Here is a 25,159-nt window from a genome sequence, read left to right as displayed (position 1 = left end):
TCAAGGCTATTACAAATTACTCACAATAATCTAATTCTCTGTAAAACAAGTGATATCTTAATTACATGATCTTTATAATATATGCACTATAAAATCATCCTTATATCTATATCATCTTTTATTAAAAATACATATAGTTTTACCAAATCCTGAACACTTGCCACAAGATATACATTTTGCTGGTTCTATTTCTCCCTCATACCAACGATTTATAAGATTGCTTTCACATATAAGCGGTCTGCTTAGTGCATAATAATCAATTGAATTTTCGTTTAAAGTCTTTGTTAATGCCGTAAAATCACGAATTCCACCAACAGAAATAATTGGAATTCTCACTTGAGCTTTTATCTTTTCAGCATAAGTGATATAATAAGGATCTTCACCCTTTGCTATTTTTCTAGAATAGCTTTCATTTGGACGTGATGACAAGCTGCCCCCACTAATTTCTATAGCGTCTATTCCTAATTCTTCAAGTTTTCTACATACATATTTACATTCCTCAAAAGTCATGCCTTGTTCCATAAAATCTTCACTATTGATTTTAATTAATATAGGATATTCATCTCCAACTATATCACGCATTCTTTGATAAGTTTCTAAAATCATTCTAGCTCTATTCTCAATATCTCCACCGTATTCATCAGTTCTCGTATTATAATAAGGTGTTAAAAATTTACTAAGCAAATATCCATGTGCCGCATGTATTTGAATACCATCAAATCCAGCCTTTTTAGCTCTAAGTGCTGCATCTGCAAAAGCTTTCTGTACATAATTAATTTCTTCTAAAGTCATTTCTTGTGGAGTATTTTTATATCCTAAATCTATCTCATTACCTGGCCCCCACATGATTTTTTCTTCATTTTTAATAGTCTGCGTACCAGCTGCTCCAGCCTGAAGAATAATATTTGTATTATATTTGTGAGCTACTCCAATAATTCTTTTATACTCATCAATAAATGAATCGTCATAAATCCCCATTTGACCTGGAATAAATTCTTCTAAATCAGTTACAGCTGTTATGCCTGTAATTATAGTACCAACACCTCCTTTAGCTAAATTCTCATATACTTTAAATAATTCCTCTGTAACATGCCCTTTTTCATCTGCCATGCCTTCATAAGTAGCGGATCGAAAAAATCTGTTTTTTAATTTAAGCGTTCCAAATTGTGTTCCATCAAATAATGATTTCATAAATATCAACTCCCATTTTTTATGTATATACATATAATATATTGAAAATTTTTATTTGAAACAAAAAAGATACTTCAATAAATTTTATATGTATATGCATATATTATCATATTCAATTTTTATTTGTCAATCCAGTCGGTGAATTAGATTCGCAATTATTATATTTCCTCGCAATCTATATGATCATCAATATTAATTGAAAAATTATCACTTAAAAGTACTTCTAAAGCAACTATATTAAAAGACTTTGTAAACACTTTATAAGAATAATAAGTTATATCTAGAAATCATGCTTTTCTTTCTTCATCTTAACATCCCCCGATTACAATCCATATTTAAACCTTATTCATATCATAAAGCACAAGTAACTAATAAGCATATTTGATGTACTTAAATAATATGAGTTACCTAGTATAATAAAAAAGTTTTCTGTTCTCCGTAATTCTTTATATTAATCATGGTTTATAAATTATTTTTGATTAAAATTCTTAAGAAATAATTACCTATAAAGTAATTAATTTAATTGACATGAATACTTATCCAACTGTAAAATTACTTGTAAGTATATCTATAATAATGTATATATTGGTAGAATTAAGTAGAACTCTGGAAATAAGTTTCTAATACTTAGAAAGGTTTGATTACATTGAATAAATTAAAAATAATGGTAGTTGATGATTCTTTAATTATGATTTCCAATCTAACCCATACACTGACAGAAATGGGACATGAGGTGGTTGGTACTGCTAGGTCCGGAAGTGAAGCAGTTTCTAAATCTAAAAAATTAAATCCTGATATTATAACAATGGATATAACTATGGGTGATATTAATGGAATCGAAGCCGTAGAAAAAATTATGAAGACGGATCCCGATATGATAATAATAATGATTACTTCTCATGGACAAGAGAAAATGGTCATAGATGCTGTAAGTGTTGGCGCAAAAGGATATTTATTAAAACCAATAAAATATGATAATCTAAATAAAGTAATTACAGATGTATATAAAAAATACGGAAAAACACAAGAAGAAAAGATACAGGAAGAAAAAATACAAGACATCAAGATACAAAGTCGTAATCCAGATTTAGATCTACGATTAGATTAGCTAAATTTAATAATATTTATAAATCTTATCTTGCTTTTTACATATTTATAATTTGGAGGAAGTGCTTTTTTTAGCAGCTCTCCTCTTTTATTATTCAAATTTAAAATTATAGCTATTCAAATTTTCTTCTACTTATCTGAATTATTTACTAAAGGAGTGGAGTTATGAATTTAGAAGAAAAGAAAGTCCTTTTATCAAGATGGGATATCATAAGGCAATGGAAAGATAAAGAATGGTGGTACAGTGGCTTTTATGATACGAAAAATGACATATATTTTAATTTCTTCTTTGTTAGAGTTAATTTCATAGACCAGTTTACTCTCACCTTATTTGAGGTTAAGGAACAAAAAATATATGAATTTTCTAAAAAGCTTTTTCTCGATAAAGAACAGAAGAAAAATAAATTATGTTTAAATTATCATTCAAAGAATATATCTATTGAATATAATGGCGATGAAATAGAGGGATGGACTTTTAAGTTCAAGAATAATACCTTTGATATAGATCTTTATTTAAAACCCACTATTCCATACTTTACTAAGTTTGAAAATCAATACGTATATAAATACGGTTTAATGCATTATTTTAATAATTTAACAAACGGACTTATTAAAATATCTAATAAAACTTATAAAATTGAAAATGCGCTATGCTATTACGACCATTGCTTCGGGACCATTCCTTCAGAATCAGCATGGCATTGGATTGCCGTACAAAACAAAGATGTCTCTTTAGCTTCTCTTGTTAATTATGGCCCATATGCACAAAAATATTCTGAAATTTACTTTAAGAAAAATGATAGAAATTGGAAGCTTAATGAGTGGATTAGACTTAACCAAGATGTATCCTTTGAGCATTATGAATTAGATGATAAGCTCATGAACACTTGGAAGATTACCTCAACTGATATAGACGTTATTGTTACACCTATCATGTATATATTGGATAGAACTAAAGTCCCAAAACCACTTCCTTTTCTTGATAATATAAAACATTATGAATTCTTCATAAAACTCTCTGGTAATGTTAGAATTGACGGGCAATGGATTGAAATTAAAGACTTATACGGTATTATGGAACAACATAATGGAAAATGGTAACTTTTCAGATAGATAAATTAACAATATTTTATGGAGGTATAATTCATGCCTGAGATTTCAAAATATATTATAACTGAAAAAATATATAATAACGATAAAACTCTTGTGTATCGAGGTAGACGCAAAAAAGATAACCTTCCGGTAATCATAAAACAAGTAAACGATGAAACTTCAGACTTTACACATATTTTTAGTATAAGACATGAATATGAAATAAACCAGAAGATTAATAGTGACTCTATTGTTAGGATATATGAAATAATAGAAAAAGAAGGTTCTCCTTTTTTAGTTATGGAAGATTTCGGCGGGGAATCTCTTAAATCAATACTAAGGAGTAAAAAATTCACAATCAATGAATTCCTAAATATATCTCTTAAAATTGTTCAAGCCTTATGCGACATTCATAACTCTAATATTGTGCATAACGACCTTAACCCAGGTAATATAATTATAAATACTCAAACTGGGGTTGTTAAAGTTACTGATTTTGGAATGTCTTCTATATTAGAAGTTGATAATAGGAGCATAGGAAATTTTGAACATGTTCGCGGAACCATACCATATATATCCCCTGAACAAACCGGCCGAATGAATCGTCCCATTGATTATAGGACAGATTTCTACTCTCTTGGAATAACTCTATATGAATTATTGATAGGTCATTTACCTTTTACATCCAATGATGAATTAGAATTAATTTACTGCCATTTAGCTAAGGAGCCTATTTCTCCATTTAAAGCACTAAGTAGAATTCCTAAAATTATATCAGACATAATTATGAAACTTATGGAAAAGATGGCTGAAAACAGATATCAAAGTGCTGAAGAATTAAAAAATGACCTAAAAAAATGTTTAAATGACTTTGAGAATAATGGTCAAATTAATAGTTTTGTTTTAGGGAAAAATGATATTTCCAATAGATTTATAGTATCTCAAAAACTATATGGACGCGAGTTAGAGATAAAAAAACTTGTGAACACCTTAGAATGTTCCGACTCAAATTCCCCGAAACTTATTACAGTATCTGGATATTCAGGAGTTGGTAAATCATCACTTGTTAATGAATTACGAAAATTTATTGTAAATCAAAATGGCTTTTATGCAGTTGGAAAATTCGATCAATTAAAACATTCCCTTTCTTATTCAGCATTAATACAAGCATTTGAGGAAGTTATTAAACAAATTCTTTCCAGCAGCAAATCTGAATTAGAGTATTGGAAGAATCTTTTTCTTAAAAATATAGGTTCAAACAGCAAAATTATAATAGATATTATACCATCTTTTGAATTAATTGTCGGGAATCATCCTAATGTTCCTAGCCTTAATCCAACTGAAGCTTCTAATAGATTTAACTTTGTATTTCAAACTTTTGTGAGGATTTGCTGCTCTAAGGAACATCCACTCACTATTTTTCTAGATGATATTCAATGGTGTGATTTAGCCTCTCTAAAACTAATTGAGAAACTGCTCCTTGACAGCGAATTAAAAAACCTAACCCTGTTATTGAGTTATAGAGATAATGAAGTATTTGGAGCTCATCCTTTAGTGTTATTTCTTGATAATCTTGGAAAATCAAATGTTGAGCTTATTAAAGTAAAGTTAAAGAATCTAGAATTACCTCATGTTTGCAATTTGCTAAAAGATACTTTACATATTGATTCAGATGAAATTATTCCACTGGGGGAATTGTGCTTAAATAAGACTGAGGGGAACCCATTTTTTCTAAATCAGTTTTTACAGGTCCTCCATAAGGAAAATTTAATTTCCTTTGATTCTATCACTAGACTTTGGATCTGGGATCTCAAATTGATAACTAATGCTGATATTACAGATAATGTTGTTCATTTTATGATACGTAAAATAAGTAAGCTCAATCCAGAAGTAAAAGAGCTGCTGACTCTAGCTTCTTGTATAGGAAACAGCTTTGATATTAGGACACTTTCCATCATTGCTGAGAAGCCTAAAGAAAAAATATATAATTTATTAAATGAAGCCTTATTAGACGGATTAATTGCACTTCAAGATAATAAGAATAATATACAATGGCACTTTATACATGATAGAATTCAACAGGCAGCCTATAATTTTGTAGAAAGTACCAATAAAAAAGAACTCCATCTAAAACTCGGACGACTACTGCTTTCGAATTCCGATGAGCATTATCTTAATGAGAAATTGTTTGAGATTTTAGATCATTACAACCAAGGAGTAGATTTAATAAATACTTTAGGAGAGAGAATACAAATAGCCGAATTAGAATTAGCAGCAGGAATAAAATCTAAAAATTCTATAGCTTATGATTTTGCAGCTAACTATTTGAAGTGTGGAATTTCTTTACTAGACGATAATAGTTGGATTGATCAATATGATTTAACACTAAATCTCCATATTGAAGCTGCTGAAGCCTTTTATTTAAGTGGCAATTTTGAAAGCATGATGAGCATAATTCCAATTGTTGAGGTAAATGTGAAAACCGCATTAGATAAAGTTAGCATACACAGGATTTTAATGCAGGCTTATGCTGCCCAAGGGAATATTCCTAAAGCAATTGATACTGGTATAAATTGCTTTAAATTGCTGGGATTCAATTTTAATAGAAATCCTAGTAAAGTGGAGATAATCACAAAGCTACTTCAAGCGCGACTTTACTTGAAATCAAAAACCTTAGAATCAATTCCTGATTCTCCTGTAATTAAAGATAAAACTCTTTTATCAGTATTATCAATTATTTCTTCAGTAGGATTTATGTACTACAGAGCAGATCCTTTGCTTCTATCTTATATAGTTTCTGAAGCAGTATTAATCCTGATAAAATCTGGTAATTCTCCTGAGGCACCCTTTTTATATGGGGCTTATGGATTGATTCTTTGTTCTATTGGTGACATTGATACTGGTTATTCACTTAGCAAACTAGCTTTGCGTCTACTTGATATTTTAGATGCGAAGGAGCAGAAATCGAAAGTTTACTTTATGAACAATGCCTTTATATCTCATTGGAAGGAACCTCTAAAAGATCTTCTTCCTCTATTTAAAGAAGGGTATGAAGCTGGTCTTGAAGTTGGTGATTTAGAGTTTGCATCTTGTAACGGATTTTACTACTGCAATAAAGCTTTCTATGCTGGTAAAAGTTTAGCAGTACTAGAAACAGAAATGCCTTATTTTATTGAGAGTATAAAAAGTTTTAATCAAGACCTTCAGCTTTATCTTACTCAAATGATGTGTCAGCTTGTTTATAACCTTAGAGGAAAAAATGAAAATCCTACACTTCTTATTGGAGATGTATATGACGAGGCTAAAATGCTTCCACTACATATAAAAACTGCCGATACCACATCAGTATGTTCTGTTTATATGATAAAATTAATTTTATGCTATTTATTTGACGATCACGAAGCAGCAGCATTAAATGCGGAACTTACTAAGAAATATATTGACAGCTTAAAATCGACAGTTGCTGTTCCAACATTCTATTTCTATGCGTCACTTAATGCACTTGAAAGATGCAAAGAATTGCCTTCCATAGAACAAAAGTCGGCTTTAAGGGCAGTAATATCAAATCAGCACAAGATGAAAAAATGGGCAAAACATGCTCCTATGAACTTTTTAAATAAATATTATCTTGTAGAAGCCGAAAAAAATAGAATCCAAAAGAAAGTTACAAAAGCTATTGATTACTATAATAAGGCAATTGAATTTTCAAATAAGAATAATTTAATACAAGATGAAGCTCTTTCAAATGAACTTAAAGCAAAACTATTTATTGAAAAAGGAGATCTTAAGCTTGGCAGGTTCTACATTGAGGAAGCACACTACCTATATATGCGATGGGGTGCAAACGCAAAAGCAAAACAACTAAAAAAGAAATATAGGAATATATTCTTTACAGATTCCGAAGCAAACAGATTAAATTATATGAATAAACTTTATTTTGATTCTACTTCAAGTTCTAGTGATAAAACAATTTCTATGGATGCTGCAACTATTATTAAAGCTACTCAGGCTATTTCAGGTGAAATTATTCTTGAAGATTTATTAAAAAAGCTTACTTATATCTTAGTCGAAAACGCTGGAGCTCAAAAGGCAGTTTACTTAATAAACGAAAATAATAAATATTTTATTAAGGCTATTGGTTTAGCTGAGACAAATAAAATAGAGGTTTTACAAGGATGTCCAATTGATGATTATGAATATATTCCTAAAAGTTTAGTGAATTATGTCATCAATTCTGCAGAAACAGTTATTTTAGACAGAATTTCTCTAGATGAAAAATTTATAAACGATCCCTATATTTTAGAATATAATCCGAAATCTATCTTATGTATGCCCATATTAATAAAAGGAGACGTTAGTGGCTTAATTTACTTAGAAAATAATCTTATAGATGGAGCTTTTAGTAAAGATAGAATTGAAATATTAAAAATAATTTCTTCACAAATCGCAATTTCTATGGAAAATGCACATATTTATAAAAACTTAGAAAACTTAAATAACACTCTTGAAAGAAAAGTTGAAGAAAGAACTTTGGAACTTAATGAATCTATGAATAAAGTATACTCTCTTTTAGATAATTCAGGGGAAGGCTTTCTAATTTTTGACGATAATTTTATCATAGATTCGGAATACAGCAGTGAGTGCTTAAATATTTTCTCAAGAGATATTTCTGGCCTTAATGTTTTGAATCTTTTATTCTCTGATAGTATTGATGCAGTCACTACTTTTTCAATGAGTATCAAAATGATAATAGAGACTGATGATGAATTTAGAAAAGAAATGTTACTTTCATTACTCCCCTCTAATATTTATATTAATAAAAGATATATTAAAATGAAATGTAAGATACTTAGCAAATTAAAATTCATGCTTATTCTTACGGATATTACTCATGAAAAAGAACTTGAAGAAATGGTTAAAGATGAGCAGAAAAGACTTAAACTCGTTGTTGCAGGCTTCACTAATAAAAATGATATCTCTGAATTAGTTGATTCCTTTATATTTTTTATAGAAAGCGGCTATAACGAAATTTTAGAAATGAATTTAAGTCCTCATGAAAAATTATCTGAAATCTATCGCACAATTCATACTTACAAAGGTTCATTTTCGCAATTTAACTTTATAAGCTTACCTAAAGAGCTTCATAAAATTGAAAGTAAATTGTCTGAGCTAAAGAAAGAAGATTCTACTTTTGAAAATATAATAATGAGTATTTTTGAGAGTAGTTGTTGTTATTCCGCATTTAAAAGCGATATAAAAATTATTACTGACGTACTTGGAGAGCATTTTTTTGCTGAGGAAACTAAAATATTTATAGATGAAGCTTTAGCTATAAAGCTAGAAAAGATAGCTAAACTTGTAGGCCAAAACTCAATGTATAAAGAGAACAAATCACTTTTAGAGGCTATTGAAATCATGAGAACTATTAGATTCAAAAATATTAAAGAAATGCTTATTCCTTATATTGATTATACATATAAACTTGCACAAAGCTTAGATAAAAAGCTCTGCACATTAAATATTAATGGCGATGACATTAAAGTAAATCCAAACATATTTTCTCCTTTTATTAAAAGCTTAATCCATGTTTTTAGAAACGCTGTCGATCATGGCATAGAAACTCCTGACGAAAGGCTAGAAAATGGAAAAAACGAACTAGGTAATATTAGATGTACTGTACAAGATCATAATTCTTGCATCTCATTGATTATCGAAGATGATGGAATAGGTATCGATACTCAAAGAATTAAAGAAAAAGCCATTGATAAAAACTTAGTTTCAAATGTTCAGGCTACTTCCCTAACCCGTGAACAATTGATAACTTTAATATTTTCGGATAATTTCTCAACTAGAGATTCAATTAATGAGTTATCAGGCAGAGGTTATGGCTTAAGTGCTGTTAAAACGGAAATCGAAAAGCTTGGAGGATCAATAAACGTAGAGACATCTTTAGGTCACGGCACCAAATTCACCTTCACCTTTTTTAATAAGGAGGAATCTTAAATGTCTCATGCAAAAAAAAACACTAAAAGTTGCATTATAAGAACTGACGTAGATATAAATGAATTTTTGCTTGCTGTGGTTAGACGAACTATTTCTGTTTTAGATCAAGTTACCAAAATTAGTGTAATTCAAATGGATTTTGAATTTTTAGAGAGGGATAATACTTCTCTTACCGGATTAACTTCAATTATCTGCATTGAAGATTGCAGAAAGTTAGTCGTAGGTTTTAATTATGATAATTCACTTATAAAAGAGATATTTAGACGCTATACCAAAAGTATGGATATCAAAGAGGAAGAAACTGAATTATATATTAAAGAAACTGCGTCTGATTTAATAAATATTACCGTTGGAAATGTTCTTTCAGAATTTGGAAAACGTGATATAGCAGTTAAAATTTCAATACCTCTTATAATTCAAGAGACAGAATTGCTCAATAATTTTAGTGAAATAAATGACCGTATTGTAAAAATCGAAACGGAATTTGGTCAAATGCGAGTTTTCTGTATTTTATCTGGTAATACATTTATAAATAAAATTTTAGATTTTAAGTAGTTTGGTACATTTTTATATAGATTTTCTCGCTTCGTTCATATCTAAAGTAAACTTTGAATCAACAATTTATTTAATATAAAGCTTTCTCTATTTTATTAAGCGAAACTTTATATTTGATTGATTTCCCTTTAACTTTACAAATATCTTAAGTTAAAATAAAGATACAAAATGGACTTGGCGGTAACTTCGGTTGCTGCCTTTTTTATTACATAATTACATTTTTATTATATTAATTCAAGAAATAGTAACCGATAACTTTAGCATTACAACTTCTTAAAAACTATTTTGCTTGCAGAAACTTTTCATAGTTTTCTATTTTATCTTCTCTATTAGTTTTCTTTATCCAACAGTTATACTCCAGAATAATCTTTTCAATTGTTTCTAAGTTTAACTTATTGTCCTTTTTTCTTTTCATTTCTACGTACAGATTTATTTTAATTATATTTCCCATTTCTTCTCACCTTTTTTCAAAATATGATATTACTGCTTTTTCATGATCTTAATGCTGAAATAATATACGAATGCCTTTGTAAACATTATCATCTTTTCAATAGTTTAATTATAGACAAAATCTTAATTCTTAATACATATAAACTATTGCAATATCATGCATTTTTTCGACTTAGATTTCATGCTTAAGTTAATTTTTTATAAAATTGCTCATATTAAAAGGATGTTCATTTCAACTATGGAACTGAACATCTTTTCAAAATTCAACACATATTTTTTCTATTACTACTGAATTAAAATTCAACATACACATTGATAAAAAGGAAGATAAATAATCCTTCCACTTTCATCACATCTATATCTAGGACATTCATAACGTGTATTTCCACTTAATAGTTGCATTCCAATGTCATATATAGTTTCCGCCATAATATCTGGACTTTGAACAATAGTCGCTGCCATAAATCCTTTTTTGATAAAATCTTGAGCTTTCAGTATCGCATCTACTCCGACAACAGGAATTGTCTTTGTTTTATCACCCTTGTTATAACCAAATTTTTGCAACGTTTCAATAGCCCCTAATGCCATTGCATCGTTATTTGAGACAATAACTTCTATTTTATTGGAATATTGAGTAAACAATGCCACCATAGTATCTTTGGCAGTATCCTCCTCCCAATTGCATACCTTTGTCGCAATATTCTCTACTTTAATTCCTGCATCTTCTATTGCCATAATCGAATATTTTGTTCTATCAATTGTTTCCATGTTATCAGGATCACCTTGAAACATAACATATTGCATTATATTATCTTTATTTTTATCAATAGTATCCTTATTTTTATTCCACATATCCACTAAAATTTTCCCCTGTAATCTTCCACCTTGTTCTGAGTCCGTAAATATGTAATAAGCTTTGTCGTAAGATTCAATCACACTTGAACTTATTTTAATTGGTCTTCTATTAACAAAAATAACTGGAATATTTTTTTCCTTAACTTTATTAATTATTTCTTTGGGATCATGCTTCAATTCCACTAAACTTAACACAAGAAGGTCTGTATTCCCACTTTCCAACAGCATATCAATAGTATGATTTTGCACAGCTTGTTCGTTTTTACTGTCATAAAAATTAAAACTAACAATATCACTATTCTTACTCTGTATATTCTCAAAACTTTGTTTTACTAAAGAAACAAAGGGATCATCGAATCTATAAAATACCACAGATACCCTTATCGGTTTTCCATTACTATTCCAGCCTGTATTTGACTTTAAGGCGAAACAGCTTGGAACGGCACCTATGAATACTTCAATTGTTATGATTGCAACTACAATAAGTATTATCATATTTTTAATTGATTTCATCGCCAATCCTCCCTGAAAAATTTTCAAATTTTATACTACAGGAATATATTGCGCTTTCTAAATAAAATTATGCCTAATATTTAATGACATATTATTAATTACTTTGTAACTAATAATATGGGTTTATCTTCATGTTGATACCGTAAACTTACTATCGCATAATATCACTAAAACGTTATTGATATTAAAGCTAAAATACATAGTAAAAATTTTGTTTTACTCATAAAAACAGAACCCTTTATACCTATTAATTAGTCTAAAGGGTTCTAAAATAATGTATCTTAATTTACAAGTTTCACTAGTATTAATAAAGGTGATTCTTCATTCACATTATCTTATATTAAAATACTTAAAATTTAATCTAAAACTTAGTAGTAATTATAGCTATATGTACTTTTTTCTCTTGGTCATTTGTTACTTTGTATTGTATTTCAACTTGAAATTTGTCTGGGAAAATTGCATCCATATACTGATATTCTTCTTTTTTATCTGTAGTACTTTCCACTGTCCCCATACTTAAAGCCATAGGATCTTTTATAGTATGAAGTTCATATAAACATTCTTCAATATGAAGTAAATCTTTTCTATTAAAATTCACAACATTATTTAATCTTTTAAATTCAAAGGTAAAATTATCAAAATAGTTAGACCATCTTTCGAAGATTTCGCTCCTTTTTATGTCTTCTCTTTTAATTACTTCCGTCTTCTTTATATCGTATTCTTTTATTAAGTCATCTACTATCCCTTTTAGCTGCTGAAATTCGCTAGCTGTTTCTGTTATTAATTTTTCTTTACTTGTTATTAATTTAGTGTTATCTTCAATTAATTCTTTTTTATATGCAACCTCAATATTAGTATCAGAAATTTTATTGTTAATATCAATAGCACTAAATTTTATCTTTTTGTATTCTTCCATTAATAAATCTAGTTCTTCTAAAACTACTTTTTCCATTTTTAATTTTATATCCTCTAGTGCATCTTCATGAGCTTTCTTGGCCGGTTCTAATTTAGCACTCATTTTTTCTAAATCTATTATTTCACCTTCAGCTTGACTCTTGCCTTTAATCGCATTATTTAGTATGCGATTTTCTTTTTGGAGATTCTTCTCAATGGAATTAATTTTATCCTTACATAAATCTATTTTGCTCTTTAACTCTAACAATTCCTCTTGAGATTTTTTTAACTCTTCATCTCCTCGCACTATTTCAACATCCTTATCAATATCTATATAGCTTGGGAGTATCTCTTCCTTTGGCGTAAATCTACCACCATAAGCCTTTACACATAGCCATATAAGTCTTGAAAAATGCAACCTATCCAGTTTTTTCCAAACATTCAATAAAGTCAGATTTTCAACATCTACAGATTGGGCAAATTCTTTCCTTTGCTTTTCATCCATGTTATTTATTATTTCTTCTATATCCTCAGTTGTCTCTTGAAGATCTACAAACGGTTGTTCATTTATATATTCTTTAGCTTTCCCATTAATTTTATCATTGTATTTTGAATATATTATATCAGCTTTTTGACTAGGCGTTGAATCATTATACATTTTATATAATTTAGCTGCTTCTTCAATTACTTCTATTGATATCTCATCCTCTGTTGGATTTTTCATATCACTTTTAGATTTTTCTAAAATAATATTTAACAATCGTTCATCTAATTCTTCCCTAGTTAAACTACTAAGCTCTTCTTTCCTCTCATCTATTAAAGTCCATATATCTTTTACCTCTGGTTCTTCGATTATTGTATTTCTGCCAATTTTACTGCCAATAAAATTTATTATACTTATTGTCTTTTTCTTAGCCTTTTGTATAATTGGCTTTGATACATTACTAATATTCATATTTTCAAGTAATGCAATTTGTTGAATTATATCCTTATCTGAAATCTTTTTAAGTCCATCAAAAATGTTAGGCATGTCTATCTCCTTCGCTCTAATTACTCTATGCAAAAATAATTACTTCTAATTGCTTTACCTTTTCTTTAACTATTTATTTTTCTCTATTATTTTACTTATAATCTTATTATATCCTATTTCTATAATTCAATAAACACTAAAATATTCTAATAAAATACATTATAGTTACTATTTAGCATAAAAATAAGAGCCTATACTATATAAGCTCTTATAAAAATTTTATTATTTTCTTGATTATAACATAAATTTGATTAAATTTGTGCCATTACATTTTAATTATGATCAAATAATTTACAAAAGCTAATGGTACTATAAAAGTATTAAATCTAAACTTATATTTCTTTTATATTAAATTCAAAAAACTCTGTTATGCTCTTTTTTGTAACTAATTTGCTAACGATGTCATCTCATCAGATCTAATTTCCTTGGTAATTGCATTCCTTTTTAACATAAAGCTAAGTGGTAATCCAACTAATATGATGATTGTAGATATTAAAAATACATCATTAATTCCCATTGTATACGCTTTTTCTTGAATCAAACTGTAAGTTATATCACTGTTATTAAGTGCTATTGTATGTAACTGAATACGTGAAATAAGTATTGAACTAAATATACCTATAGCCAAGGAACTTGATACTTGACGCAACCAATTATTAATTGAAGAAGCATGTCCTGATAATGTTCTTGGAATAATCGACATTCCTGAATTTGTTATTGGCATAGTAGAAAAGGAAATTCCAACATACCTAATTGTCATCCAAAATATTATGTATGAATGTGGAATGTCCGGTGATAAATTTGACATCTTCCATGATCCTATAGCCATAAGCGAAATTCCAAGTGCTATTAAAATTCTTGGATCAATACGATTATATAAAGTCCCTACTATTGGCATCATAAGTGCCATAGCTAATGATGGTGGAAGTAAAATAAGCCCTGTATCTAAAGCAGATAGATGCTGTGAATTTTGCAAAAATAATGGCATTAATAAAGTTCCTGCATACAAACCAATAGTCACTATACTTACTGCGATTACACTTATAGTATATTTAGTAAATTTAAATACTCTTATATTTAATGCTGGAGAGCTTATCTTAATTTCCCTAAAAACAAATACTGTCAGAGAAGCAATCCCAAGTAAAATTAAAGAAATTGTTTTAAAAGATATCCATCCCCATATAGAACCTTCACTAAATGCTATCAAAATTGATAAACTTAGAATAATAACTGTACTAAATCCTATAAAATCAAATGAATTAACTTTCGATAAATTATATTGTGGTATAAAGCGAGCTACTAAAATAATAGCTATAATTCCAATAGGTATATTTACTAAAAAAATTGATTTCCAGCTATAATATTGAACTAACCATCCACTTAAAGTTGGGCCAAGTGCGGGGGCAAGCATTGATGCCATACTCCATAGACTTATAGCAAAAGCATGTTTTTTTCTTGAAATAACTTGATAGATAATAGTCATTGTTGTTGGTATAATTAATCCACTAAATAAACCTTGCACAACCCGAAATGCAACAAGCATAACTATATTAAAGGATAGAGCACATAATATTGCTGCGAAAGTAAATCCAATAAGTGCAAATAAATATAATTTTTTATAACTAAATTTTTCACCCAAATACCCAGCTAAAGGACACGCTACCCCTGTAGCAAGCATAAATCCAGTTAATATCCATTTTACAGAATCTAAATCTGTATTGAAACTTTGTATAAATATAGGTAAGGCAATATTAATTGCACTCATATTAAAAGTACCTAAAAATACTCCTAAAAATATTGCGAACATTACCGACCAAAAAGGTCCCTTTTCTTCTTGCATAACTTTCTTAACTCCTCCTCAATTTCCGTTTCGTAATTTATATCAATTGCCTATATGTCAATTTGGACATATAATATAAATATATTACTACTACAAAATTGATATGTCAATTTGGACATATAAGGAGAGATATTATGAATACGTTATCTTATGGCCTTTTGGGCTTTTTAGCAAATCAGTCAATGTCAGGTTATGACTTAACATCAAAAATGAATTTATTCTGGCATACTAGGCATAGCCATATATATCCATTACTAGCAAAACTAGAAGAAGATGGATATGTAGAATTTAGATTAGTGCAGCAATCTGGTAAACCTGACAAAAAAATTTACACACCAACAAATAAAGGGCTTGAAGCCACCAAAAAGTGGCTTGAAGAAATTACATCAGAACCAGTTACAAAAGATGAAATGCTGCTCAAGACATACTGTTTACATATACTAGATAAAGAGAAAGCCATGCAAATAATCAAAGCTCGAGAAGAAATGTACTCTAATAAGTTTTTAACTTATAAACAAAAGATTGAAGACCTTAAAAAAGAAAGTGGAAAAGAGCTTCTCTCCACTGACTCAGGTTATTTCGGAAGGTTTGTAATACTTAACAAAATTTTAGGTGATTCAAAATGGGGAATGGAATGGTGTCAATGGGTTTATAGCTTATATTCCAACGGTAATATATCTAATATTTTTGAGGAAAATCCATTTAAATAAATTGAATCATTTGAAAATAAAATATAAAACAGGTGATCTAAATTAATCTTCAATTAGATTGCCTGTTTTTTCAACCGTAATTCAAGATAAAAACTAAAGACCATTTTATTCTGTTACAACTACATCATATGAAGTTGTTGCTCCATTAATATATAAAGTAATTGTTACCTTTCCAGGTTTTAATCCAGCAAGTTGCGGAGTAACATGTCTAAAATATCCATCTTCCCTACTTATATCAACTGCTGAGTAAGCAATACTACTATCAGTGCTGCTTGATATTATAATCAAATTAGGAAAAGATGACTTTTCGGTATCCTCACTGCTTACATCAATTGCTCCTAAATTAATATATTGCCCAACTTTACAATTCAGTGTTCTTCCTTCAACCGTTGCTTTAGATTGAATATCATTTATCTGGCTTCCTTTCTCACTATCCTCTGAATAAGTATCTGTAATACTCATCATATTGCTATCATCCAGTTTTACTCCAAAATTATCTGTAGTTGATTTAGTTGTTATTGCTCCTGCAACCCATAATTTATATTGAGGATTAGTGATTCCTTTTATAAACTTGCCATCATCTCCAAAAAGATATTTTTTCCCATCTAATGCAGTATACTCGCCTTTTTGCATTACTCCATTTTTATCAAATTCATATATATCCCCGTCAATGTTCCATGCGCCGTGTACATAATAGTCTTCTGTTATTTTAAAATAAGTATTTCCATCTTCATTAACCCAGCTAAAATCAGGAGCTGATTCAAATTTTTCTTGTGAAGGAGGCTTACTTTCACCTTCCGTATTTGTCACTGTACTTCCACTATATATTGAATTATTTATCCATCTTCCATTATTATCAAATTCATAGGTTTTGTTACCTATAGCTAATTTTCCTATAGCCATTGCCCCACTATCTTGCAGATAATACCACCAAGCTTTGTCTAACACCCATCCTTTCTGCATATACCCATCATTCCCAAAATAATACCATGATCCATTTATCTGTTTCCATCCATATGAATAAGAACTTCCATCAGTATATTTCCATCCAGAATTATCACGTTTCCATTCTGCTGATACTCCCATTGGAAGGCTTATAGTCATAGATAATACAATAAGTAGACCACAAACTAATTTTTTGACCATATTCTATTACTCCTTTTATTCTTACTTCTTATAGCTTGTATTATAATTTTATAGATCCTAAATATCCTATAATTATTGTTTATAACTCTATAAAGTGTTATATCTCCTTTTACAAATTACCCCTTATCCTTTATAGTTTTCATGTATTTCGTAATTATGTAAAAATATATTAATAATAATAACATATAAAATTATGTTTGTATGTATTCTGTTAATTCTATTTTCATCATGATTGTGATCTTTTATTTACTAAATTTGTCTAAAAATCAAAAATTACATTTTATAAATGCTATTTAATTAAAAATACTTCTGAAATTTATTTTCAGAAGTATTTTAAGTACAATTCTATCCTATAATTTTTTTAATGAAATTATCTTTGTTAATAGTTTGTTAGTTGTATCAATATTAAATGTGTCCTTATATACTTGATTTTCTACCCATTCTTTTAAATCTGAATATTTTGGATGGTTCTTATCTTTTATTATTTCCTGAAATTCAATATATCCAACTATTCCTCCAACATCTTCAGGCGGGCATGCTCCTTCACCTTCAATACATAATGGATGGCTGTTCTCATAGTTTTCTAAGATTTCCTCTACAAGGATATTATGTTTCCAATAGTCTCCAAAATCATATATATATCTAATATTTCTTTCCTTCGCAAAATATTTATCTATCTTAACTTTATGACTAAATTTAGGTTCAATTTTCAGCATATCAGCAATAAAACCATGAGGATCATTTTTTTCAGTTAATTTTCTTCTAGAATAAAATTCATATTCAGCAATGGCTTCATCATCGCAAGTAATTCTTAGTTTTTCCTCTTTTAATTCAAAGTCATACATGTGTTGATCTTTCCATCCCATTGATATTTGAATTATCTCATGTAATTTTTTGAAAGTAATTTCTTCTGGAACTATTATTCTTCTCCAAATCACTGGTTCACTATCTTCTAGCGTAATTTTAATTTTATAAGCCTTCATAAGTATCATCCTTTTTTCGTTTTACTATGATACATATTTTTTGCATTTTTTTATTTTTTATGATTAATATTTTAACTGCCACTGTTTCCTAAGTATAAAATTGCTATTATAGAAATCTATGCACTTGCACTAATTGCGGTAGTATAGATCTTCTCTAACAAATTAAGAGCTCCTTTATATCCAACATAAGTTCTTGCTAATACAACTTCATAAGATGCCGGAAAACCTACTTCAATGATAGCTCCCTTTAGTTACTTGGCTATATCTCTTTCCCATGTAGTTCCAAAAATAATAGGCGGTTTATGTCCGAAGTCTGTTTGTTTCAATAATTGTCCTATAGGATATCCAGATTTATTTTTTTGTGCCATTTATTCAATACCTCCTAAAATTTTATTTCATAAAGTGATAAAACTGAGTTCCTTATATACTAATGTATAAATTAAGAAACCCAGTCTCTAGTTTTCTAGTCAACTTTGTTAATAAAATTATCATAATCAAGTTTTATCCCATTCAAAATGTAAATTTAAGATCTTATCCTTATATATCTTGTTCCCATATCTCATCAATTCAGTTTTATTACTTAATCATCAAATAATGTTGTACTTAGATATCTATCTCCTCTATCAGGAAAAACAACAACTATATTTCCACTATCTATTTCCTCAGATAATTTTAATGCTGCCGCAAGTATTGCTCCAGATGATGATCCTACTATTAAGCCTTCTTTTTTAGCTAGTAACTTTACAGTCTTAAAAGCTTCATCATCATTAACCTTTATAACTTTATCAACTAAAGATATATCCATTGTTTTAGGAACAAAATCATTTCCTATCCCCTCTATTTTATAACTCTTATGCTCTCCACCTACCATAGTTGAACCTTCTGGATCTGCTAACACTCCCTTGATATTTTCATCCTTTTCCTTTAGATATTTAACAATTCCTGTAAAAGTCCCTCCACTTCCTGCTCCTGCAACAAAATAATTTATATTACCCTCTAAAGCTTTATATATTTCAGGACCTGTTGTTTCATAATGGGCTAAAGGATTATCTGCATTTTCAAATTGACCTAAACTTACACTACTAGGAATCTCTTTTAACAATTCATTTGCTTTATTTATTGCACCAAGCATTCCATCTTCATCTGGAGTATTAATAATATTTGCTCCCAATGCTTTCATTAGCTTTTGCTTTTCTATTGAAAATTTTGTTGGCACTACGAAAATAATATTATAACCTCTGTTAATTGCAGCAAGTGCTATCCCAAGGCCAGTATTCCCTGCTGTTGCGTCAATTATTGTATTTCCCTTTTTTAGGATTCCTTTTTTTTCAGCACCTTCAATCATTGCTACACCAATCCTATCTTTCACACTTCCTCCTGGATTGAAGCACTCTAGCTTAGCAAATATATTAACATTTTCATTCACACTGATATGCGTAAGTCTTATTAATGGTGTATTTCCTATAAGTTCTTTTACATCACTTACGTAATTCATACTAAACTCTCCTTAAATGCATTGTTTAAGTCCTGAATTAGGTCATCAATATTTTCTATTCCTACTGATAACCTTACTAAATTATCAACAATTCCAACCTCCTGCCTTATTTTATATGGAATTGCAGCATGAGTCATGCTAGCTGGATGGCATATTAAGGATTCTACTCCACCTAGGCTTTCTCCTAGGGTTATCAGCCTTAATGAACTTAAAAACTTTTTGTAATCAATTTTTTCATTTATAACAAAAGATAATACTCCACCAAACCCTGATGCTTGTTTCTTATGAATTTCATATCCTTTTGAATCCTTTATTCCTGGATAATAAATTTTTTCAACATATTCACTTTCTGACAAAACTTGTGCTATCTTTTCTGCATTTTCATTGTGTCTATCTAATCTAACACCTAAAGTTTTTATTCCTTGAAGCAATATAAATGAATCAAATGGCCCAAGTACTCCACCAGTTGAATTTTGAATAAAATGCAACTTGTCCCAAAGCTCCTCATTATTTACAGCTATTAATCCAGCCACCACATTACTATGACCGCCTAAATATTTAGTAGCACTATGAACAACAATGTCGGCGCCAAACTCTAAAGGTCTTTGCAAATATGGTGACATAAATGTGTTATCAACAACAGTAAGAACACCATATTCCTTTGCAAGTTTACTGACCTCTTTGATATCAGTAATATCCATAAGTGGATTTGTTGGCGTTTCAATAAAAACGGCCTTAATACTTGAGTTATCCTTACCACTTTCTAGAATTCTTTTCACATCATTTAATCTAGAAAAATCAACTATCTCATATTGAAGATTAAAATTCTTAAATACTTTATCAATTACTCTAAAGGTACCTCCATAAAGATTACTTGGAATTACTACCTTATCACCACTATGAAATAAAGATAAAACTGCTGTAATAGCAGCCATTCCGCTGCTAAATGCAAGTCCACCACTTCCACTTTCCAACAAAGCAATAGTTTTTTCTAATGCCTCTCTTGTTGGATTTCCTGTTCTTGAATATTCATATCCTTTAGTTTTACCTAATTCCTCTTGCTTATATGTGGAAGTTTGATATATAGGAACATTTACTGATCCTGTTGTTTCATCTCCATCAATAGCTCCATGAACTAATAATGATTCTATTTTCATTTTTCTTTCCTCCTTAAAGTTACACTAGTGCAAAGTATTCTACACCATCATTTATTTTATATATATCAAAGTTTTTCTATAATTATAAATATTAATTACTATATATTACTCATATTATTCTTATTTGTTTACTGTGTTTTAGGATAAACAAAATATTATTATTTCTTCTCTCAACGTAGTCCTTTTTTATGGACATTTATCATTTTTCCATTTAATCCCAGCAACCAATTCTTTAGCCATGGGAGAAAGTTTCAACCACTTCTTTATCATATAACTGACCATGTATATCTTGATTTTTTCCTGGTACTCCGCAAGCATCGGCTCTGCAATGTTTGCAATGTCTAAATACATCAAGATATTCACCTGCTTCTCCTCTGCACTTATCAAGCATTATGCATGATGGTGCCTCAAGATGAGAAAGTTCATTTTGCGGTATTAAAGGAATTATATTTAATATTGATGCTCCTAGCTCTTTAGTTACTTTTGCTATTTCCTTGATATGTTTATCATTGACACCTGGAATTAGCACACTATTTATTTTAACTATAACTCCTAATTCGCTGATTTTTTTAATACCTCTAAGTTGTGCGTCAATTAATATCTTTGCACCTTCTTCTCCTTCTAGTCTTTTACCATCTCCATCAATTACAAATGAGCATATATCTTTTTGAATCTTTGGATCAATTGCATTAACAGTAACAGTTATTGTCTCAACTCCAGCTTCAACAATCTTTTCAGCCTTTTCTGCTAATCTTAGCCCATTGGTACTTAAGCAGTTAATAAGATGCGGGAACTCCTTCTTTACTAGTCTAAAGGTTTCAAGAGCGTGATCAGTGGCAAGCGTATCTCCTGGACCTGCAATTCCAACAACACTTATTTCAGGGCATAAAGTTAATGCTTTTTTAACTGTTTCTACTGCTTCCTCTGGAGTAAGTAATAATGAACTTACTCCTGGGCGCACCTCTGATTTATTGAATCCCCTTCTACAAAACTTACATTGTATGTTACATGAAGGACTCACTGGTAAGTGTATCCTCCCATATTTAAAATGTGCTTCCCCACCTAAACATGGATGAGTCTTCGCAAGGTGATCAAAATTCCCCATATAATTCACTTCCTTTACATTAACTTTGAGCAAAACTAACTTGCTATACAAAGTTTAATTAATTTGTATTCTAATTCTATTAAATTATTTAACTATTATATGACCATTTGTGTTATACTTCTAACCCCATCATTCTTAATATAAATCTAAAATATTAACTTTTGAATTTAAAACTTTTTTTAGTATATCCTCTATAAAATAAGGAGCTTCAATTCCTTTTATTCCTTTAGCCTCAACCTCAGCTAAAGCCCCTTGTCCAATTCTTGCAACAAAAACTGCCTTACAATCTGATATTAATTCAATAGATTGACTTAAAGCATCTTCAGTATGCTGAAATTCTTGACATGACGGTTCATTAAATCGTGTTCCAACATACTTATAGTCTTTATCATCTACTTCAACAATTAGAAATTGTTTTGTTCTTCCAAAATGTTGATTTACAACTTTTCCATCACTGCTAGCAAATGCTATTTTATATAACATACTTTTCTCCCCTTTTAGAATGCTGGAACTACAGCTGTACCATATTTTTCTTTAATAAAGTTTTTAACATCATCAGTTGTTAGCGCAGATATAAGTGCTTTGATTTCTTTTCTATCTTTATCTCCTTTTCTAACTGTAATTATATTCGCATAAGGAGAATCTCCACTTTCTCTAATAATAGCTGTATTCGGATCAATTTTAGCATCTAAAATAATATTAGTATTTATAACTGCTCCAGCTAAATCCCCAAGAGATCTTGGTAATTGGGCTGCATCTGCTTCTACAAATTCAAGATGTTTAGGATTTTCTGCTATATCATTTGGAGTCGCAGAATAATTTACTAATCCGCTTTTTAACTTAATAAGGCCATTTTTTTCAAGAAGAACCAACGCTCTATATTCATTTGAAGGATTATTAGGTATACCTATCTTGTCCCCATCTTTTAAATCATTTATAGATTTTATTTTATTTGAATATAATCCTATAGGCTCAACATGAATTTTTCCTGCAACTTCAAAATTATATCCCTTTTCTTTTGATATTGATTCTAAATAAGGAACATGTTGAAAGTAGTTTGCATCAATTTGTTTTTCATCCAGTGCTGGATTTAACTGACCTTCATCATCAAGAGTTACTATTTCCAAGTTAATACCTTGTTCCTTTAATTTCGGTTTAATATGCTCTAATATCTCGGCATGTGGTGATAATGCTGCACCTACTTTTAGAGTCACTTCACTCTTTTCAGTTGTAGCTGGTGCACTTGTAGCCTTGCTTGTATCCTCTTTACTAGCTGAGCAGCCAGCAAATACTCCAATTAAAAGTAATCCACTTGTAATTATTGATAATAATTTTTTCTTCATTTTAATTCCCTCCATATTCATTTATCTTGATATACCCTCCCAATTCCCTTAAAACCCGCATGTTTCCTATAAATTGTTATATTGTTTACTTTTTTTCTTTTTAAGTTGTTAAGAAGTTTTATTTAAAAATTTATTTATTCTTTAAAAGTTTTATTGAAACCTTTTTAAAAAGTTTTCTTTAAAACAATGTTTAAATAAACATTTATAACAAAATTCAATATATCACATATTAAATCAACTTAATTTATTCGAACTTAAATCTCTTCCTATTAATTGATCTTGCAATAAAATCTCCAATAAGTTGGATCGATTGTACAATGACTACTAAAATAACTACAGTTCCTATGAGTACATCTGTACGAAATCTTTGGTAACCAAATCTTATAGCTAAACTTCCAAGCCCCCCTGCACCAATTGCGCCAGCTATAGCTGTAAAGCCTATTATTCCTATTATTGCTATAGTTATTCCTCTTACAATTGAGGGAAGGGCTTCTGGAAGAAGCACTTTTTTTATTATCTCAAGAGGAGCCGCTCCCATTGATTCTGCCGCCTCTATCTTCCCAAACTCAACTTCCTTTAAGCTATTTTCAATTATTCTTGCAAGAAATGGTGCTGAACCTATCGAAATAGAAATTATAGCTGCATTTGCACCTAATGTTGTTCCAACTATTAGTTTTGCAAGTGGTAATAAAATAATTACGAGTATCATTTCCGGCATTGACCTTATTACATTAATTATAAAGCCAACTATTTTATTTACTTTAAGTAAAGGAAATATGCCTCCTTTATCACTAACAACTAATAAAACTCCAATGGGTACACCAAGTAAAAAAGCTATTATTGATGAAATAAACACCATATATAAAGTTTCTTTTGTCCCAGTTAAAAGCAGTCCTATTAAATCATTACTCATATTCCTTCACCTCCTGAATAATTTCTATTTCTTTGAAATCCATTTGTAATGTTAATAAAATTCTTTAAAGTATCACTTTGGGGATTTAAAAATAAATTTTCTGTACTTCCATTTTCAACAATATGTCCATCTTCTAAAACCACCATATTATTTGTACAATATCTTAGAACATCTAATTCATGGGTTATTATTACTATTGTTAGATTTAATCTCTTGTTTATATTTTTTAAAAGTTCTAAAATAGAAAAAGTTGTTTGGGGATCTAAAGCAGAAGTTGCTTCATCGCTTAATAATACATCTGGATTGTTAGCTAATGCTCTTGCAATACCTACTCTCTGCTTTTGCCCCCCACTTAACTGCAATGGATATGAATCTCGTTTTTCTGATAGTTCTACTAAATCTAATATCTCTTCAACCCTGCTTTTTATCTTTTCTTTTTTATACCCTGATATTTCTAATGGGAAAGCAATGTTCTCATAAACAGTTCTTGAATCAAATAAATTAAATTGTTGAAATATCATTCCTATTTTCTTTCTAGCATTTCTTAGTTCTTTTCGATTTAACTTAGTTATTTCATTTTCTCCAATAATTATGTTCCCTGAATCAGGTTTTTCTAGTCCATTTAAACATCTAATTAATGTAGATTTTCCTGCACCACTAAAACCTATTATTCCAAAAACATCACCGTTTTCAACACTTAAATTTATATTCTTTAATACTTCTACCTTTCCAGTTGGAGTATTAAATGTCTTGCTTACATTCATAACAGATATCATA

The 25,159-nt window shown here is 29.5% G+C and carries 19 protein-coding genes and 1 pseudogene; 5 read left to right on the top strand and 15 right to left on the bottom strand.

Annotated elements, in window-relative coordinates; genetic code table 11:
* Positions 1–111: 111 nt before the first annotated feature.
* Positions 112–1,191: an NADH:flavin oxidoreductase gene (locus D2A34_RS10990; RefSeq protein ID WP_079438971.1), complete on the bottom strand. Its 1,080-nt coding sequence runs from the start codon at positions 1,189–1,191 to the stop codon at positions 112–114.
* Between the two features lie 646 nt (positions 1,192–1,837).
* Between D2A34_RS10990 and D2A34_RS10985 the strand changes: the two genes are divergently transcribed.
* The 4 genes from D2A34_RS10985 to D2A34_RS10970 all read left to right on the top strand — a co-directional run bounded on the left by D2A34_RS10985 (position 1,838) and on the right by D2A34_RS10970 (position 9,948).
* Positions 1,838–2,299, top strand: coding sequence for a response regulator (locus tag D2A34_RS10985; protein WP_119366612.1), 462 nt, complete (start codon positions 1,838–1,840; stop codon positions 2,297–2,299).
* A gap of 164 nt (positions 2,300–2,463) precedes the next feature.
* Positions 2,464–3,399 carry a DUF2804 family protein gene (locus D2A34_RS10980; RefSeq protein WP_119366611.1) on the top strand — a complete coding sequence of 312 codons (936 nt, stop codon included), beginning with the start codon at positions 2,464–2,466 and terminating at the stop codon, positions 3,397–3,399.
* A 45-nt stretch (positions 3,400–3,444) separates the two neighbouring features.
* Entirely contained in the window at positions 3,445–9,393 is a 5,949-nt protein-coding gene (locus tag D2A34_RS10975) for a protein kinase domain-containing protein (protein WP_119366610.1), read from the top strand.
* A complete protein-coding gene (locus D2A34_RS10970; RefSeq protein ID WP_079438968.1) occupies positions 9,394–9,948 on the top strand; it encodes a chemotaxis protein CheX in 555 nt (184 codons plus the stop codon). It abuts the gene before it with no gap.
* A 280-nt stretch (positions 9,949–10,228) separates the two neighbouring features.
* On the opposite strand, the gene D2A34_RS26675 is transcribed toward D2A34_RS10970, so the two are convergent.
* From D2A34_RS26675 to D2A34_RS10955, 4 genes are all read right to left on the bottom strand, one after another.
* Positions 10,229–10,399, bottom strand: coding sequence for a hypothetical protein (locus D2A34_RS26675; RefSeq protein WP_169896772.1), 171 nt, complete (start codon positions 10,397–10,399; stop codon positions 10,229–10,231).
* Positions 10,400–10,698: 299 nt separating this feature from the next.
* Positions 10,699–11,766: a galactose ABC transporter substrate-binding protein gene (locus tag D2A34_RS10965; protein ID WP_119366609.1), complete on the bottom strand. Its 1,068-nt coding sequence runs from the start codon at positions 11,764–11,766 to the stop codon at positions 10,699–10,701.
* Positions 11,767–12,127: 361 nt separating this feature from the next.
* On the bottom strand, positions 12,128–13,690 hold the full coding sequence (locus tag D2A34_RS10960) for a hypothetical protein (RefSeq protein ID WP_079438966.1): 1,563 nt from the start codon (positions 13,688–13,690) through the stop codon (positions 12,128–12,130).
* A 385-nt stretch (positions 13,691–14,075) separates the two neighbouring features.
* The gene (locus tag D2A34_RS10955) at positions 14,076–15,530 is read right to left on the bottom strand and encodes an MDR family MFS transporter (protein ID WP_079438965.1); all 1,455 of its coding nucleotides are present in this window, start codon (positions 15,528–15,530) and stop codon (positions 14,076–14,078) included.
* Between the two features lie 134 nt (positions 15,531–15,664).
* Between D2A34_RS10955 and D2A34_RS10950 the strand changes: the two genes are divergently transcribed.
* A complete protein-coding gene (locus D2A34_RS10950; protein WP_119366608.1) occupies positions 15,665–16,240 on the top strand; it encodes a PadR family transcriptional regulator in 576 nt (191 codons plus the stop codon).
* Positions 16,241–16,345: 105 nt separating this feature from the next.
* Here the strand turns inward: D2A34_RS10950 and D2A34_RS10945 are convergent, their stop codons facing one another.
* The 10 genes and pseudogenes from D2A34_RS10945 to D2A34_RS10900 form a co-directional block, all read right to left on the bottom strand.
* A complete protein-coding gene (locus D2A34_RS10945; protein WP_119366607.1) occupies positions 16,346–17,386 on the bottom strand; it encodes an N-acetylmuramoyl-L-alanine amidase family protein in 1,041 nt (346 codons plus the stop codon).
* Between the two features lie 350 nt (positions 17,387–17,736).
* Positions 17,737–18,369, bottom strand: a complete 633-nt coding sequence (locus D2A34_RS10940; RefSeq protein WP_119366606.1) for a plasmid pRiA4b ORF-3 family protein — start codon at positions 18,367–18,369, stop codon at positions 17,737–17,739.
* A gap of 116 nt (positions 18,370–18,485) precedes the next feature.
* Positions 18,486–18,722, bottom strand: a pseudogene (locus tag D2A34_RS10935) (nitrogenase component 1); the annotation flags it as partial.
* A gap of 227 nt (positions 18,723–18,949) precedes the next feature.
* A complete protein-coding gene (gene cysK, locus D2A34_RS10930; protein WP_079438961.1) occupies positions 18,950–19,864 on the bottom strand; it encodes a cysteine synthase A in 915 nt (304 codons plus the stop codon).
* Positions 19,861–21,021 (bottom strand): trans-sulfuration enzyme family protein, encoded by a 1,161-nt coding sequence (locus D2A34_RS10925; protein WP_079438960.1) that lies wholly within the window; start codon positions 21,019–21,021, stop codon positions 19,861–19,863. Before D2A34_RS10925 ends, cysK begins: the two co-directional genes overlap by 4 nt.
* 232 nt (positions 21,022–21,253) lie before the next feature.
* Entirely contained in the window at positions 21,254–22,126 is an 873-nt protein-coding gene (locus tag D2A34_RS10920) for a radical SAM protein (RefSeq protein ID WP_119366605.1), read from the bottom strand.
* 135 nt (positions 22,127–22,261) lie between these two features.
* Positions 22,262–22,609 carry a NifB/NifX family molybdenum-iron cluster-binding protein gene (locus D2A34_RS10915; protein ID WP_119366604.1) on the bottom strand — a complete coding sequence of 116 codons (348 nt, stop codon included), beginning with the start codon at positions 22,607–22,609 and terminating at the stop codon, positions 22,262–22,264.
* 14 nt (positions 22,610–22,623) lie between these two features.
* A complete protein-coding gene (locus D2A34_RS10910; protein ID WP_079439018.1) occupies positions 22,624–23,469 on the bottom strand; it encodes a MetQ/NlpA family ABC transporter substrate-binding protein in 846 nt (281 codons plus the stop codon).
* Positions 23,470–23,713: 244 nt separating this feature from the next.
* Positions 23,714–24,382 carry a methionine ABC transporter permease gene (locus tag D2A34_RS10905; protein ID WP_079438957.1) on the bottom strand — a complete coding sequence of 223 codons (669 nt, stop codon included), beginning with the start codon at positions 24,380–24,382 and terminating at the stop codon, positions 23,714–23,716.
* Positions 24,379–25,158, bottom strand: a complete 780-nt coding sequence (locus tag D2A34_RS10900; RefSeq protein ID WP_119366603.1) for a methionine ABC transporter ATP-binding protein — start codon at positions 25,156–25,158, stop codon at positions 24,379–24,381. Before D2A34_RS10900 ends, D2A34_RS10905 begins: the two co-directional genes overlap by 4 nt.
* Position 25,159 lies beyond the last annotated feature (1 nt).

This window comes from Clostridium chromiireducens, assembly GCF_003575225.1.
Lineage (GTDB): Bacteria > Bacillota > Clostridia > Clostridiales > Clostridiaceae > Clostridium > Clostridium chromiireducens.
The sequence above is the reverse complement of the archived record's forward strand: the minus strand, read 5'-3'. Positions and strand labels throughout refer to the sequence as shown.